The sequence below is a fragment of the Fluctibacter corallii genome (genome assembly GCF_025751585.1).
In the GTDB taxonomy this organism is placed as follows: Bacteria; Pseudomonadota; Gammaproteobacteria; order Enterobacterales; family Alteromonadaceae; genus Fluctibacter_A; species Fluctibacter_A corallii.
The window spans coordinates 148,778-165,648 of record NZ_JAOWKX010000006.1 but is presented as its reverse complement, the minus strand read 5'-3'; the positions used below and the strand labels follow the sequence as shown (position 1 = coordinate 165,648).

Genomic DNA, 16,871 nt, shown 5'->3' with positions numbered 1-16,871 from the left:
GATCAGATATTCAAACAGTACTTGGAGCATAGTAAATGCTTGAGAGCACGACTGTCTGGACAGAAAAAAATTTTGGGAAACGAATCTTGGCGACCCACGTTGAACAAATCATTTGGTAAAGTGAGCAGCTGCGGCAGCTAATGTTAAAGTCGGTACTGGCTTTCAAACCACGGTTGAGCAAGCATAGGCGCATAGACTGCGACTTGCTTTACAGGATACCGAACAGCACGGGCTGTGCTTCAATTGTGTCATGACAAAGATGGTTAAAATTGCAAACCCTCTTTGAGGTTTATGAGCTAGTTTAATCTTTTGAGTTGGACTTGCGATCAATAGTTAGGGTTTTATTTGGTTTGCTACTTTAAACACTTCACTACTTTTTCTACCTAATAAAAATACGTGTCTGTAGGTACTCTTATCACAAGTAGAAGCGAGTGATGTTTAACACTCGTATCAAACTGAATCTGTTTCGCTATGATAAAAAGCCAGTTTCATCCAGTCATTTATACATATCCTGTACCGCCCTAGTAAAAGGGCAGTGTCAAAGGCTGTTTGTTGAAATAGTAACGGGGGATTACGCTGCGTTGTCTTTATTCAAATTATCGAACTGGCGTTTTAAATCGTATTTTTCGTCCGTCACAATACGCTCCAGTATTTCCACACGCTCTTTCAGCGCTCTGACTTCTTGGCGCAACGCGTCGTTATCAACGTCAGTTTTCTTATTTAGCTTGCGTTTGCCTCCACCGTTAACCAATTCTACAATTGCCCAACAAACGATGCCGACGATAAAAATGGCGGTTAAATTCATGATTTTCCCTCACAGAGTATAAGAGCCACACTTACTCTAATTTAGCTCAGATTAGATAATATAGATAGGTAATAGCAATATCGCGTCCAAGTTTAAAAAGTTTAATAAAAACAAACAAATAGCTTTATGCTTTAAAAAGACTCGTAGTGTTAGTTAGTGAAAGTGACTAATTAATTGAGCAATTTGACCAACAAGCAGGTGAGTGATCTTTTCGCATGCCTAACATTCTGAGATAATATTTGACTCAACGGTGGAGAAAAGAAACGCTTCGCACCTTTTTTTACTTTTTATAGATGCAGTAAACATGAACCACGAATATTGGATGCGACATGCTTTAACATTAGCTGATAAGGCCGAAGCGCTGGGAGAGATCCCTGTGGGCGCGGTGTTGGTTAGAGATAACCAGGTGATCGGCGAAGGGTGGAATCAGTCTATTCGCCTCAATGATCCATCTGCCCATGCAGAAATGATGGCTATTCGTGCCGCGGGAAAACATATCGAAAATTATCGATTAGTGAATACGACTTTGTATGTCACGCTTGAGCCCTGTCCAATGTGTGCTGGTCTTTTGGTACATAGCAGAATTACCAATTTGGTGTTTGGTGCAAGTGATTTAAAAACTGGGGCAACGGGGAGCGTGATGGATCTCGCTAGACATGATCGATTAAACCATCAGGTGAATGTTATTTCAGGTGTGTTAGGTGAGGAATGCGGTGCTCGCCTGTCAGCCTTTTTTAAGCGAAGAAGGCAAGAAATTAAAGCGATAAAACAAGCCCAAAAAGATAGCAAAGCGAATTAACACGCTTCAGCTATCTCTTCTAGCATAGTAGATTGCTGGAATTGTTTTCTACGCTGGATAACTTTTTGATGAAGGCGCTTTAACATAAGGCGTCTGCGCGTATTACTGCCGAGTTTCGGTCTTGCTGTGTAAGTTCGTCTTTTTCTCATTGGTATTCCTTTATTTAATCTAAATTAAACTCATTACCTCTCTTGTTCGTCATTGTTTCAATGTATCACCCCTAAAGCCTAGGAGCTCAACAACGAAATGTTTGGGCCATGTTTTCACTCACTTGAGTGTCGACATACTTCTTTGCTTCCCACTGTTAGAGTGCACATTTAAATGAGAGTTCCGAACAGGGAGGCAAAAGGAACTTATTTGAGCGCGCTATAAACACTGATAGAAGCAAAGCCTGAGGCCACCAATATAGTGGCATTTTCAGATGAAATAAATATGACAACAGCACTTTTTTGACCATTTGGTGCAAAAAAGTTAACAATTTTGTTTCAAGAGTCGAGCATCAACGCATGCGTGATACCTATTTGGCATCGTTACTGCTAGCAGAGTCTGTCGGTTTCTCTAGGCTCTCGTCTGATTCTGTTGACGCTTCCAAAAGCTCGGGACGCTGCTCATCGAGCCAAACTAAGGTATCATAGTACCGACGAATATTGGCAACGTAGGTGACCGCTTCATTTCCTCTTGCATAGCCATAGCGCGTATTTTTATAAAACTTTTTCTGCCTTAGTAGAGGCAAACGTTTTTTCACATCTACCCACAAGTCAGGATTACCGCCTTGTTTTTGAGTAATGATGCGTGCATCTTCTAAGTGACCCAGGCCAATGTTGTAGGCGGCAAGGGCAAACCAAATTCTATCTGGTTCGGTAATACGTGCAGGAATACGCCGCAGTAAGCTTGAGAAATACTTTGCTCCGCCACGTATACTCTGTTCAGGGTCGAGCCGAGACTTAATGCCAACATCTTTTGCAGTTGCTAGTGTAAGCATCATCATCCCTCTTACACCTGTTGGCGAGCGGGCGAGAGGATCCCAGTGACTTTCCTGATAGCTCATTGCTGCTAGCAATCGCCAATCAACGTCATCAGCATAGGCCTGAAACCAATGTTGATACGCAGGGAGCGTATCTTGTGCTGATTTAATGAACTCTCGGGTATCGACATAATTAAACTGCCTGACATGTCCAAAATATTTGTCTTCAAGTGCAGCAAGTCGACCATCTTCTTGTACAGTGCCGAAATATTCGATTAAAGCGGCAAGCAAAGAGTCGTCAGTTTCTTTGTTTAGCACCCAGGCAATGCCTTGTTCTTGATTCAGGCTAAAGCCTATACTCAATTCGGGGTGACGGCGACGGATAAGCGCTAGAATATTTGAATCAGCAACGGCATAATCCAGCTCTTCCGCCAACACCATTTCTAGCAACTCTTCGGCGTCTTTTTCATCTGTTTCTGTCCAACGTAAGTTGTTAAATTGGGCTTGGTAATCTCGCAAGGTTTCTGCGTGGCTGCTGCCAGAAATGACAAGCAATCCACTTTCAACATCTTCAATTGTTCTAGGGCGAGTATTCCCCTGTTTAAACACTAATTTTTGGCTGACATTCTGATAAGCTGGGCCAAATCGGAATTTGGTCTTTCGCTCGGGTGTCACGCTAATTCCGGCGGCGATGATATCTAGATGCGCGTCTTCCAATTGGGGGAATAACTCATTCAATGTGTAGTATGGGAAGACCTCTAATCGAACACCCAAATAATCTGCAAAACCAGCGGCCAATTCATATTCAAAGCCGGCAGGGCCGGTTGCATCATTATAGTAGGTGGTTAAACCATAATTAGTACCAACCCTCAGTACGCCTTGATTTTTAACGGTTTCAAGGTGACTAGATTGCTCTGAGGGCTTACATGATAAAACTGCCGACAGCACAAGAATCACTAAGCAGAATTTAAAACATGTGGATGGCACGTGATACTTCACCTTCTGTAACGCCTATTTTTGTCTCCTGACAGAGACTGCCGAGATTGCTGACTAACTTTTACAATGGCTACCAAAGCGAAATATGAATGCTCTGAGCCGATGACTATGTATTGTACGTTAATCACACGACGGTTCAAATTAAACTCGATAATTGAAAATAAATGCACTGAGTCTTTGTTCGGGCCATGGTGTGAGCGCGTTAAAATTACCATAGATAACAGCGTGTTACTGGTTTTTGACTTGACTATTTGGTCAGATAAAACTTTGCGGAAACCTGTTTTTTGCTCTTACCAAATGGAATGATTTCCTCTATAATTCGCGCCTCAATTCTTCCCGAAACCGTGAATACGGTGACGTTTGTTGACTGTATTCACCTTAACATTGGTGATGACCGGTATGTTAATCCTTCGTGGTGCGCCAGCGCTGTCAGACTTTCGCATTAATAAGTTACTTGAACGATTTGCTTCTGAATCTCTCCCTGTAAAAGGTATCTATGCAGAATTTGTTCATTTTGCAGATTTACAAGGTGAGATCAATGACACCAAACGTCAAGTATTAGAGCAACTGTTAACTTACGGTCCAAACATTGAATCTCACTCTCCAACGGGTGAGTTGGTTTTGGTCGTGCCCAGACCTGGCACCATCTCTCCGTGGTCGTCAAAAGCGACAGATATAGCACATAACTGTGGGCTTGATAGTGTCAAACGGTTGGAGCGTGGATGTGCTTATTATGTTGAATACAGCACATCTCCTACAGACGCAGAAAAACACAACGTGATTGCGTTATTGCATGACCGAATGATTGAAGCTGTGTTGTTTAGTGCTGATGATGCGAGCGCATTGTTCAATACTGAAGAGCCGAGACCTCTCACCTCTATTGATATTCTGACACAGGGCAAAGAAGCGCTTGAAGACGCCAATGTACGAATGGGGCTAGCCTTAGCAGAAGATGAAATCGCGTACTTGTACGAAAACTTTACACGATTGGGAAGAAATCCAAATGATATTGAGTTGTATATGTTCGCACAGGCCAATTCGGAGCATTGTCGACACAAAATATTTAATGCTGACTGGACAATAGACGGACAAACGCAACCCAAATCATTGTTTAAGATGATTAAAAATACATTCGCGGTAACACCAGAATATGTACACTCAGCATATAAGGACAACGCCGCGGTTATGGAAGGATGGCAAGCTGGGCGCTTCTTTCCTAACCCAACGAATCACCAGTACGAATACCATCAAGAGCAAATTGATATTCTGATGAAAGTGGAGACCCACAATCACCCTACGGCGATATCTCCACATCCCGGCGCTGCAACGGGATCGGGGGGAGAAATCCGAGATGAAGGGGCAACCGGTCGCGGTGCTAAACCCAAAGCAGGTTTGGTGGGCTTTACAGTTTCAAACCTTCGTATTCCGGGGTTTGAACAACCTTGGGAAGAAAATTATGGTAAGCCTGACCGTATTGTGAATGCCTTCAGCATTATGATGGAAGGGCCTCTTGGCGGGGCGGCATTCAATAACGAGTTTGGTCGCCCCAACATTCTTGGTTACTTTCGAACTTACGAGCAACGGGTAAATAGTTTCAATGGTGAGGAAGTCAGAGGCTATCACAAACCTATTATGCTCGCTGGAGGATTGGGAAATATTCGAGCGTCTCATACTCAAAAAGGTGAGATTACCGAACACGCTAAGCTGATTGCGTTGGGTGGCCCAGCGATGAACATTGGTTTGGGTGGCGGCGCAGCCTCGTCCATGACATCGGGGCAATCGAGTGAAGATTTAGACTTTGCGTCAGTACAACGCGACAACCCAGAAATGGAGCGTCGCTGTCAGGAAGTGATCGATAAATGCTGGCAATTGGGAGACGATAACCCCATTCAGTTTATCCACGATGTTGGCGCGGGCGGATTGTCTAACGCGTTTCCTGAGCTGGTCAGCGATGGCGGACGTGGCGGGAACTTTGAACTTCGTAACGTGCCCAATGACGAGCCGGGTATGTCGCCGCTTGAAATTTGGTGTAACGAGTCACAAGAGCGATATGTATTGTCAGTGGCACCTGAAAACCTTGAGCGATTTGCTGCCATTTGTGAGCGAGAGCGTGCACCGTTTGCCGTGGTAGGGGAGGCGACTGCATCGGAACACCTTACCCTTACAGACTCGCACTTTAATGACAAACCTATCGACATGCCACTGGATGTACTTCTAGGTAAGCCCCCAAAAATGCATCGTGATGTAGCGTCTAAAACGGCATCAGGGCAAGCGTTAGCGCTTGATGGTATTGCGCTAGAGGATGCAGCTCAGCGCGTATTGAGATTACCCACAGTTGCGGAGAAGACCTTTTTGATCACAATTGGCGATCGCTCTGTGACGGGGTTGGTTAGCCGCGATCAAATGGTTGGCCCATGGCAGGTGCCTGTCGCCGACGTTGCGGTGACAGCGTCAGCCTTTGATACCTATCATGGTGAGGCAATGTCGATGGGCGAAAGAACGCCAGTGGCATTGTTGAACTACGGCGCGTCGGCTCGACTGGCAGTGGGCGAAGCGTTAACCAACATCGCTGCTGCTGATATTGGTGATTTGAAGCGTATAAAGCTTTCTGCTAACTGGATGGCTGCGGCTGGGCACCCGGGGGAAGATGCCGGACTGTATGAGGCAGTAAAGGCCGTGGGCGAAGAGTTATGCCCAGCGTTAGGATTAACGATTCCTGTGGGCAAAGATTCCATGTCGATGAAAACCCAATGGCAGGAAAATGACCAAGACAAGTCAGTCACCTCACCTCTGTCGTTAGTGATTTCGGCATTTGGTGCTGTAAAAGATATACGTAAAACGTTGACGCCACAGCTTCGGACCGATAAGGGCGACTCATCATTACTCTTAGTGGACCTAGGCGCAGGTAAAAACCGAATGGGCGCGTCATGTCTGGCGCAAGTGTTTAATCAGCTGGGTGATGTCACACCTGATGTGGACTCTGCTGAACAGTTAAAAGCCTTTTTTGAGGCAATTCAAACCTTGGTGAATCAGCGCAAATTACTTGCCTACCATGACCGTTCAGACGGCGGGTTATTTACAACCTTGGTGGAAATGGCATTTGCTGGCAAAACTGGTATTGATGTCGATTTATCTTCATTGACAGGTAGCGACATCGATGTTTTGTTTAATGAAGAACTAGGGGCAGTGATTCAAGTTGCCAATAGCCAGCTAGGTGCCGTGAAAGATGTCTTTACTCAGTATGAATTAGATGCTTGCGTGCATGAAATTGGGCAACTGAATACGACGGATGTGATTCGCGTTACACGCGATGGCAATGAATTGCTTAATCAACCTCGTGTACATTATCGAACGATTTGGGCTGAAACAACCTATAACATGCAAAAACGTCGCGACAACCCAGTTTGCGCGGAACAGGAGCATGAGGCCAAGTTCGACCAACTCGATCCTGGCTTACATGCTCACCTTACTTACGACATCAACGAAGATGTGGCGGCACCGTATATCGCGAAAGGCGCTGCGCCTAAAATGGCGATTTTACGAGAGCAGGGCGTCAATTCTCATGTAGAAATGGCGGCCGCGTTTAATCGAGCAGGTTTTGAAGCGATTGATGTTCATATGAGTGACATTCTATCTGGGCGCGTCACGCTTGAACAATTTAAAGGGCTTGTTGCTTGCGGTGGTTTCTCCTATGGCGATGTTCTTGGCGCGGGTGAAGGTTGGGCAAAATCTATTTTGTTCAATGAGCAAGCCAAAGCGCAATTTTCTGCGTTCTTCTCAAGGCAAGATACGCTGTCTCTTGGGGTTTGTAATGGTTGCCAGATGCTGTCTAATCTGAAGTCACTCATTCCAGGCGCGGATTTATGGCCACACTTTGTCACCAACAAGTCTGAGCGCTTTGAAGCGCGCGTTGCCATGGTAGAGGTGCAGCCTTCTACGTCGTTGTTCTTTGATGATATGGTAGGCTCTCGGATGCCTATCGCGGTTTCTCATGGCGAAGGGCATGCAGAATTTAGCGCAAATGGCGGTCAACGCATTGTTGCAGCGAATCAAGTTGCGCTTAGGTATGTCGATAATTACGGTAAAGCGACAGAGCGTTATCCAGCCAACCCTAACGGTTCACCGATGGGAATTACCGGATTAACGACAGAAGATGGCCGCGTCACAATTATGATGCCGCATCCCGAGCGGGTTTTCAGAGCGGTATCTAATTCATGGCGAGAAGATAGCTGGCAAGAAGACAGCCCTTGGATGCGTATGTTTAGAAACGCGAGAAAGCACTTTGGTTAATAGGTAATGCATCAGAAGTAAGAATGTAAGTTGTAAAAGCCACTGATATTTTAAAGTGGCTTTTTTGTTTTATCATATTTTCATTTAGCGGATGACCTGCGTATTTTATGTTTACATGAGTGATTTCTGCCTCTCTCTTTGTAAAAACATGAGGTCCTATTTATTTCTGTTATAGCGATTAATTAATTACTTTTATCGGTTGATAAATTAACCAATTTGTAATTTACATTGGTAAAAAAATTCCTTAGTCTAATTTTGAGCATTTTGCTCACGCATACAAAGGAATAAACATGAAAAATGCATTAGTAAGGAAACGTAGCGCGTTATTTGGCACGTTGTTTTCAACTTGCTTAGGTTTAGCAACCAGTGTTACGTTTAATGTCACCGCACAGGAAATAGAGTCTGATACTCTTGAGCCTTTGTCTCCACGAATAGTGAATCAACAAGACACCAATTACCCGGTACTACCATTGGAAGACATTGATGGCATCGTAATAAAGTTTATTGAGGGAAGTGGTGTCAGAATCAAACACAATGGCCGATTAGTCCCTAATCAGTCTAAAAAACTCAAAAATGCCCTGCCGACAGCGATGGGATCTTGGGATGTTGCCCAAACCTATCTTGATCAGCTTGAATTAGATTTTAAATTGAATAAATTGAGAAAATTATCACCGTTATTTTCTTTAGATGAAGGGCTTATTGAAGACTTAAAAATTAAAGGTCAGAAGAAAAAAGGGCGTGAGCTGGCAGATTTGAACTTGTATTTTCACGTCGATGTGCCTAAGCATATGACGCAAACCCAGCTTGCAGATTTGCTTCAATCATTAAATAAAAACCCCTTAGTTGAAGTGGCTTACGCGAACCCGAAGCCTGAACCAGCTTCACTCCCCATTGATTATGATTGTCCGATTCTTACTGGATGTGAAGATCCTCCGGGCGGCGGCGGTGGTGGCGGTACAACCACTCCTACTCCAGATTATCAAGGCCGTCAGGGATATTTGCTCCCTGCGAGTCAAGGAGGTATCGATGCGATGTTTTCGTGGACACAATCAGGCGGAACGGGAAGTGGCATTAAAGTAGTTGATATTGAAAGCGGTTTTAATTTTAATCATGAAGACATAAAACCTGCTTTCTACTTTGATGGCACCAATGGTGCAGATAGAGATCATGGCACGGCTGTTGTGGGTGTGGTTGGAGCAAAGCGCGATAATCAGGGCGTAACAGGTATCAGTTACAACGCTCAAGTAGGTGCGCAGGCGCCAGGTGGCTCATTTAGTAGCCGCATTCTTGATGCTGGAAATACCGTGGGAAATGGTGGTGTCGTTATTATCGAGGCGCATCAGCAATCTGGGATTCATACTGTATGCAGCTGTAATGAACCTCAGTGTGGGTTTGTGGCGATGGAAAACTGGCAGGCGAACTTTGATGCGATAGCAACTATTGTCGCTAACGGCGTAACAGTGATTGAAGCGGGTGGAAATGGCAGTGTAAGCCTTGATGATCCGCATTTTGCCGGCCGTTTTAATCGCAATGTACGCGATTCTGGCGCTATTTTAGTGGGGGCTAGCACTTCTACCACTCGCACGCCAATGTGTTGGTCTAATACTGGCTCTCGAATAGATATGCACGGGTGGGGTGAAAATGTAACCACGACAGGTTATGGCGATTTATTCGATGAAGGCACAAACAGGCTGTATACGTCGCGCTTTGCGGGTACGTCAAGTGCATCACCGATTGTTGCTGGTGCAGCAATTAACGTTCAAGGCTATGCACGCTCAGCTCTGTCTAGAACCATTGAACCACACACTATGCGCGAACTACTCGTGAGTACTGGAACCCCACAAACTGGAAATGGGGGAAATATCGGTCCTTTACCTGATATTCGTGGTGCAATAGAAGAGCTTAATGATCAGCTCTTGCCTCCGACATTGAGTGTGGATTCTTTTGCATGTTACGGCCAAAACACCCTTACATGGAATGGAGTACCGGGTGCAACGAGTTACAAAGTGTATGTGAGCACTTATTCAAGCACACCACCTAGTGGGCCAACGTATACCGTAACAAATACCTATAAATACGTAAATGTTTCGCAGACCTCGTATGCGTGGGTGAAGGCGTGCAATGGTTCTGAATGCAGTGATTATTCAAATCGCGTATCAGTAAGACGATTGAGCGCGTGTTTTTAATTTGAGTAAATACACGTCACCGTTTAATAACAGGTGATATACGGATTTACATCAAAATTAAGTGTCAGACTTTCTAACTTAAATTACGCGAGTCTGACACTTATAATTCCCAATAAGCCCCTATATTTCTATTTATCATAGTTAATTCTAGTATGTTCACTAGAAGCATTTATCGATCATATCTATGCGCAATGTGAATTATAAAACTTGTCACTGACTATAAAGTGTGTTTATTATTTAAGCGTTTAGAATAAATCAATAACCAATCTCACGGAGTAATATAGCCAAATATTCATTGTGAATTGGACTAAATTATAAAAACAAAACAATAAATAATAATAAGAGTCGTTTATGAATCGCTCAACGAAAGGATTTGGATTAGCAGGTGTGCTGCTCACCGTCATTTTTTTAGTGGTTGCTGCTGTGATGAGTTCTCCTGCCAGTGCATTGACCAGTCAAGGTAAACAAGTCACGGTTACTCAATCACCATAAATGTGAGATGTTTTTCACTTTTTACGATGCAACTCGCGATTTGCCAGCTTTTGGTCGGCATTCTTTCTAAGAAGCACATATACTGCTGACAGTCCACCGTGTGGTTTAAGCGCACTGTGAAAAGCCAGCACCTCGGGCATTTGCGGCAACCATTGATTCACGTAGCTTTTTAAAAAGGCTGGAAATGGCTTGGTATTTTTACCTAGCCCATGTTGAATTAATAACGTTCGAATACCTTTTTTATGATTTTCTGTCACGGTGTCAAACACTGCATCTCGTGCCTCTTCAAAGCGCATGCCTTGGAGATTTAGGGTAGAGTCCATAGCGTATTGTCCGAGTCTTAGCTTTTTATATACACCGTCTTGCACTCCCTCTTTTTTGTACCCAATAAAATCTAATGGGTCGACTGGGGTCACTTTTTCAATGCTTAGATAATTGGCTTCGCCTCTGCTCGCTTTTAGAAGCGCTTCTCGCTTAAGTTGTTGAGCGAGAGTTTGTTGATGTTGCCCTTGCATTCTGGTTGTGTATTTATCGTTTTTATCTTTTAACGGCGTAACGTCTTTCATGGCATCTAAAAATGTCGTATCGGTGTTTGCGTCTTTAAACTTCATATTCGCCTCCAGTATCACGCTGTCGCGGATTTATACCCATACCGAATCAAGATTTCAACTATGTTCCACGGCGAAGAATGTATGCTGGTGGGCAAGGTATATCTGCTCGACATGATGTAAACGGCAAAGTCATGCCGATTCTATCTACATAAACTACGTTTACGTCGTGATTAAAGATTAGTTTTTCTACTCGTCTTAGCTAAAAATTTAGTTTTATTTCAGTGATATACCTATCGAAAATATATTTTTAGTACAAAAAATGAACAGGGTGGCGTGTGGATTGCGATAGTTGCTTACTTATTACACACAAGACCAGAGCAATGATCAGGGATATCGTAGAAGAATTTAAGTATTGGGAGGCTCGCGCAGGTCATGATGTACGCGCACTGCAAAATGTTGAACGTGAACTGGAGCAAACAGCGGATTCCGGAATGTCAAAGTCGGTAGCATTCTTAATGTTTCGTAATGGCTTTCGAGTCAGGCATGCAGAGCATATGCAAATTCGTCGTCCTAAGGTGCTGCTTGGCGCAATTTGTCACAATGTTTATCCGAATTTCCAAAGCATTCCATTGCTAGCATTTTGTGATTTGGTTTCGTTATCGGACGCGAAAAATCAGCAAGGGCTAGACGAGCGTATTTTCTTCGATGTATTCAGAGATGATTTTAACGACATTGTGAGCCGTTTGCCTAAAGGGTTTACGCCAGATTACTATTTTGATCCGCAAGCTTGTGGTGTATCTGTGCCGCCAGCTGGAATAGAGGAATCGCCTTTTCCAACCGTTGCTGGAATATGCCATACCTTTCGCGCAGTGAATACCGATATGATTGCGCGGCTATATGATGTCGTGTTACCCGTATCTAAGCCTTTCAGTGCGTTATTTTCTAAGAGTCATCCAGATAAGCTCGTACTTGACGTGCCATTTGGTGCCAATTGGGGGTCGTTTCATTACACTATTAAAAATGACGGGGTAGAACGAGATATTGATGTACTCATTAATTTTACCGACGTTGTCAGGCCTGAATATGGCGAATATCGGCGGCAAGCGATTGAGTTAGCTAAGGCTTTCAAACTGAAATACGGTCACCGATTTACTATTCACTTTGCACAAAAATGCAATAAGCAAGACTACGAAAAAACCATTGTTTGCAGTAAAGTGGTGTTAAACGTGTGTGGATTTAATGGTCCGTATAACTACCGTACCTGTGAAGCCATGAATGCAGGAGCAGTACTTCTTCAAATGGATGTAAAATTTGATGTGGAGCCTCAAAAAATGGAGGACTACTTCAACGAGGGGGAAGATTATATTGCATTCAATCCAGACAATTTTGAAACCACATTATTAGAGATATTGGAAAATCCAGAAAGGCGTCATGCGATTAGCCAATCTGCCATGGCAAAAATGGAAACGATGTACAGTTGTGTGGCGATTCATCAAACTATTCTGAATGCTATTCACGCTGAAGGTCCAGAGCGATTAGTTGCAAGACGTGCGCGTGGATTTGAGCAATTTCAAAATTGGATGCGGGTACTCGCTACATCGCCAGCACATCATTTATACAAACATCAACTGTTCGGCATGTTAGCCTGCGGTAGTTCGTCGTTCGAAGATCCCGATACCATTCGCTATGGAATAATGGGGGTGACCGCCCTAGAACGCGCAATGGGAAGACAAGGCGCAGGGTTTATCGCTCATGGTGCGTTGCGCCAGTCTTTTTCGAATGGCTATATCAATGCGATTGAATATTTAGATGCCATGTTTAGTGAGGAAGAAAGAACATTGGCTGACACATGGTTTGTGGCATGTACGCGCGCGCAGTGCGGGCTGCCAAGCACAGATGATTTGATGACAGTCAAATCAGCGTTGGAAGCGGCAATACGCGATCAGTCTTTACTTATCTCTGCTGACTCACTGTGTTTGTTAGATTTTCTTACGCCCGTCGAAGAAAGTGATACTGCCAGAAAACAAATTTTAGATATCCCGTATTTATTGGCGGCGGGAGATCAAGAGGCGCAAAATCAGATTGTAATGGAATACATGTTGTGGTGGACGGATTACTTCATCGCTAAAGCGTTGGACCTACAAAGCGAGTTGTCAGCGTAATATGATGTTGCAAAGATATCTTCATTAGTATAATTGAGGGAGGCGAGTATCGCGCTCCCTTCTGTGTAGCTTAGTGCATGGTGTGCACTGTCGAGCCACCGTAATAGTGGAGTTGCGACGGAATGGTGTTATCAGTTGGGTGTCCGCTAGCCCAGAACATAGAGAAGTCACTTGCGCTGTTAGGCGTTTTCTTATACACGTCTCGTAAGAAGTTGTGGTGCTGCATGTGATCGTAGGTGACCTGTATACCCGACATGACATTACCCCAAAAACGATAAATATTGCCGCCAGCTCTATCTCGCATTGAATAACCAGCTTCGTAGCCAGTCGCAAATACATGGCCAGTGAGTGAGTCAATCATCGCAGAGGAATAATTATGGTTTTCTTCAAAGCGTCCATGAACCACGTCAGCTGAACCAACTGTGGTAATCGACAGTCTGCCGTCTCGGTGAACGATGACTTTTATCAATGAACGACGGTGAGTGAAATTGGTAGGATCCGCGGTTTTTGAAACAGTAAAGAGAACAACTGCTTCGCCATTTTGATTAATTTTAATGTCTTTTAAATACGTGAAATACCCCGTATTGCGATAGCCATCTCGCAGTGCAGCGCGCGAATCAAATTGTTCCAGTGGTAGCGGAAGTGCATCACCAAAGCGATTCTTCCATGTTCTTCCACCATCAAATGATTCCATAAAATAGACATTGGTTCGATAGTCAGGGTGGTTATTAACATGCGAGTTGTAGGCCATAACAATGCGGTCGCCGTCGGTATATGAAATGGCGTAGTGTCCACCTTTTACCATTTTAGTGGTGGTATTGTTTTGCGTAATGTAGAGTTCGCGGCCGTTTGTGTACTGGGTGTGCAAGAGCACTTTACCATTAGTCTCGGTTAACCAAGGTTGAGGATAAGCAAAGAGGGCAGGGTAAGGGGTTGATGTCACTTGATCAAACACGCTAATGCTACCCTGATAGCGGCTTTTGTAGACTAAACCCGGACGGCTTGTGTTTCTGCCACTCACGTACACCCAAATGTACCCATCTTTGTCAATGAGAATTGACGCGTTGTCGTGTTGATCAAGCACATTCGGCTTTACAGTAACAAGTGTAGGATTCGAACAGAGGCGTTTGTTTGAATGATTGTAGCAACCCACGTAAATGGCCATTTGACTTGGCTTTGCAGGGTCTAAACCGCCATAAGTAAAGAACGTTTTGTTATGCTTGTCAGAGTATATGGCGAGAGGCCGATGCTTCGTGGTGGCGGTGCCCATAGCGCCTGAATATTTTGGGACTTTGTCTTCTCCAAAGTACTGAGGCAATTCATACCAAAGACCTTGATAAGTCGCCGCCAGTGATAAGGTGGGAAGCAGGAGTGTCGCTGAAAATGCGATTTTTCCAATCACTTTTCCAATTTTGTTAACCAATGTATCCATGTATTTTTCCTTGTTAATAGGTGTGCGTAAACCGGCACAACGCTATGGTAGCAAAAGTTACCGTGATGATGGTGGATTATTCCATTTCTACACGGCTTTTCGCATTAGGTTCAGTAACATGGCGTATTGTGGTAGGTTACTACTTTGAGAATAATAACATCAGAGAAAAACATGAACTTTTCCCCTGTATCAAATCGTGTCGTACGTGGGTGGATGCTGTCTGTTGCTGCAACTGGCCTTTTAAGCGCTTGTTCGCAGCCAGCGCCCGACATGCAGTCGCAGCCCACTGAAGAAAGTAGCGTCACGTCTACCATTCAAACGGGCGTTGATTATCACTCGTACGCAAATCCCTCTGAAATTGCTGTTAAGCATATTGATTTAGATCTCACTGCCAACTTTGACAAGCGCATATTAGAAGGTTCAGCCACGCTGACGGTTGAACGAATGGCACCTGAAGCGTCTACATTGATGTTGGATACGCGAGATTTATCAATTGAATCAGTCACGTTTAATGGTGAACCTGTAGACTTTTCATTGGCAAAGGCCGACCCGAATTTAGGAAGTGCCTTGTCTATTTCGCTTCCTGCCAGCGCGAATAAAGTGACGGTGAATTACCATACATCACCTGACGCATCTGGCGTGCAATGGTTGACGCCAGCACAAACGGCGGGCAAACAGCACCCGTTTTTGTTTACTCAGGCTCAGGCCCTGCATGCGCGGAGCTTTATTCCTCTGCAAGACTCGCCGAAAGTGCGTGTGACATATAATGCACGAATTCAAACACCAGAAGCCTTGCTGGCTGTTATGAGTGCATCAAACGACCCAGACACCGCACGCGATGGTGATTACCACTTTACTATGCCGCAACCGATTCCGTCTTACCTGATTGCGCTAGCTATTGGAGATTTAGCCTTCAAACCGATGGGTGAACGCACGGGGGTATATGCTGAGCCTGCGTTGTTAGATGCGGCAGCCAAAGAGTTTGAAGACACTGAAGAGATGTTGGAAGTGACAGAGGCGTCATTCGGTGAATACCAATGGGACAGATACGATCTACTTATTTTACCGCCTTCATTCCCATTTGGAGGCATGGAAAACCCGCGTTTAAGCTTCATCACACCTACCGTAATTGCTGGCGACAAAAGCTTGGTTGCACTCATTGCCCACGAGCTTGCACACAGCTGGTCGGGCAATACTGTCACCAATGCGACATGGCGTGATTTGTGGCTAAACGAAGGGTTTACGACGTATTTGACCTACCGAATCATGGAAATGATTTACGGCACTGATCGTTACAACATGGAAGCGGTGTTGGGCTACCAAGATTTGCAAGCTGATATTTCATCACTAGATAAGAACGATCAGATTCTCGCGATAGACTTAAGAGGCCGTGATGCTGATGATGTGTTCTCTAATATTCCCTATGAAAAAGGGGCGCTATTTTTACGTGAAATAGAGCACAAAATCGGGCGCGACAACTTTGATGCGTTTTTACTGCAATACTTTCAGGATTTTGCGTTTAAAAGTATCACCACCGACGAGTTTATAACTTACCTAGATAAAACCTTGTTAGCGCAATATCCTGACAAACTGTCTAAAGACAGAATACATACATGGATATTTGAGCCTGGTATTCCTGAAAATACAACTGTTCCCTCGTCAGATGCGTTCAGTAAAATCGATACTATTCGTAGCCAATGGTTGGCGGGCGAGGTTGCTGCAAATGATATCAATACAGCAGAGTGGACGGTACATGAGTGGTTGTACTTCTTAAATAACTTGCCTGAAAAACTGTCGAACACGCAGCTTTCTGAATTAGACAATGCATTTCAATTAACCCAAAGTCGCAATAACGAGATTGCACATAGCTGGTTGATGGTAAGCGTAAAGAATACGTATGAACCCGCCTATGCGCGACTGCATGATTATTTGGTAAGTATTGGCCGCAACAAGTTGGTTAAGCCGTTGTATCGAGCGTTGTCGAAAACGCCAGAAGGGAAAACAATGGCGCAAAAAGCCTTCGCTGAAGCCAAGGCGGGCTATCACCCACTTACGGTAAAAGCGAACGAAGGGTTTGTGAAGTAATTATTCCTTAATAACGCCCAGTATAAATTGTTGCAAAGGCGGCATGCTAAGCCGCCTTTTTGTTGCCTGAAGTATTTGCATGCGTATGTTGAAAGCCATTGTATATTCA

The 16,871-nt window shown here is 44.3% G+C and carries 11 protein-coding genes; 6 read left to right on the top strand and 5 right to left on the bottom strand.

The window, feature by feature from the left end; all coding sequences use genetic code 11:
• Window positions 1–571: 571 nt before the first annotated feature.
• Window positions 572–805, bottom strand: coding sequence for a hypothetical protein (locus OE749_RS12595; protein ID WP_263712822.1), 234 nt, complete (start codon window positions 803–805; stop codon window positions 572–574).
• A gap of 304 nt (window positions 806–1,109) precedes the next feature.
• Here OE749_RS12595 and tadA point away from each other — a divergent pair, with 304 nt between their 5' ends.
• Window positions 1,110–1,604: a tRNA adenosine(34) deaminase TadA gene (gene tadA, locus OE749_RS12590; protein WP_263712821.1), complete on the top strand. Its 495-nt coding sequence runs from the start codon at window positions 1,110–1,112 to the stop codon at window positions 1,602–1,604.
• Here tadA and OE749_RS12585 read toward each other — a convergent pair.
• Together OE749_RS12585 and mltF are read right to left on the bottom strand one after the other, a co-directional pair.
• Window positions 1,601–1,753 (bottom strand): hypothetical protein, encoded by a 153-nt coding sequence (locus tag OE749_RS12585; protein WP_263712820.1) that lies wholly within the window; start codon window positions 1,751–1,753, stop codon window positions 1,601–1,603. The two genes, tadA and OE749_RS12585, sit on opposite strands and share 4 nt — an antisense overlap.
• A 368-nt stretch (window positions 1,754–2,121) precedes the next feature.
• Window positions 2,122–3,555: a membrane-bound lytic murein transglycosylase MltF gene (gene mltF, locus OE749_RS12580; protein WP_263712819.1), complete on the bottom strand. Its 1,434-nt coding sequence runs from the start codon at window positions 3,553–3,555 to the stop codon at window positions 2,122–2,124.
• 408 nt (window positions 3,556–3,963) lie between these two features.
• On the opposite strand from mltF, the gene purL reads away from it, so the two are divergent.
• The 3 genes from purL to OE749_RS12565 all read left to right on the top strand — a co-directional run bounded on the left by purL (window position 3,964) and on the right by OE749_RS12565 (window position 10,532).
• The gene (gene purL, locus OE749_RS12575) at window positions 3,964–7,854 is read left to right on the top strand and encodes a phosphoribosylformylglycinamidine synthase (protein WP_263712930.1); all 3,891 of its coding nucleotides are present in this window, start codon (window positions 3,964–3,966) and stop codon (window positions 7,852–7,854) included.
• Between the two features lie 290 nt (window positions 7,855–8,144).
• The gene (locus tag OE749_RS12570; protein WP_263712818.1) at window positions 8,145–10,040 is read left to right on the top strand and encodes a S8 family peptidase; all 1,896 of its coding nucleotides are present in this window, start codon (window positions 8,145–8,147) and stop codon (window positions 10,038–10,040) included.
• A 351-nt stretch (window positions 10,041–10,391) separates the two neighbouring features.
• Window positions 10,392–10,532, top strand: coding sequence for a hypothetical protein (locus tag OE749_RS12565; RefSeq protein WP_263712817.1), 141 nt, complete (start codon window positions 10,392–10,394; stop codon window positions 10,530–10,532).
• A 14-nt stretch (window positions 10,533–10,546) separates the two neighbouring features.
• On the opposite strand, the gene smrA is transcribed toward OE749_RS12565, so the two are convergent.
• Window positions 10,547–11,143 carry a DNA endonuclease SmrA gene (gene smrA / locus OE749_RS12560; RefSeq protein WP_263712816.1) on the bottom strand — a complete coding sequence of 199 codons (597 nt, stop codon included), beginning with the start codon at window positions 11,141–11,143 and terminating at the stop codon, window positions 10,547–10,549.
• A gap of 320 nt (window positions 11,144–11,463) precedes the next feature.
• On the opposite strand from smrA, the gene OE749_RS12555 reads away from it, so the two are divergent.
• Entirely contained in the window at window positions 11,464–13,245 is a 1,782-nt protein-coding gene (locus OE749_RS12555) for a glycosyltransferase (RefSeq protein ID WP_263712815.1), read from the top strand.
• Window positions 13,246–13,315: 70 nt separating this feature from the next.
• On the opposite strand, the gene OE749_RS12550 is transcribed toward OE749_RS12555, so the two are convergent.
• Window positions 13,316–14,677 (bottom strand): BNR repeat-containing protein, encoded by a 1,362-nt coding sequence (locus tag OE749_RS12550; protein ID WP_263712814.1) that lies wholly within the window; start codon window positions 14,675–14,677, stop codon window positions 13,316–13,318.
• A 171-nt stretch (window positions 14,678–14,848) separates the two neighbouring features.
• Here OE749_RS12550 and OE749_RS12545 point away from each other — a divergent pair, with 171 nt between their 5' ends.
• On the top strand, window positions 14,849–16,762 hold the full coding sequence (locus tag OE749_RS12545) for a M1 family metallopeptidase (protein WP_263712813.1): 1,914 nt from the start codon (window positions 14,849–14,851) through the stop codon (window positions 16,760–16,762).
• Window positions 16,763–16,871 lie beyond the last annotated feature (109 nt).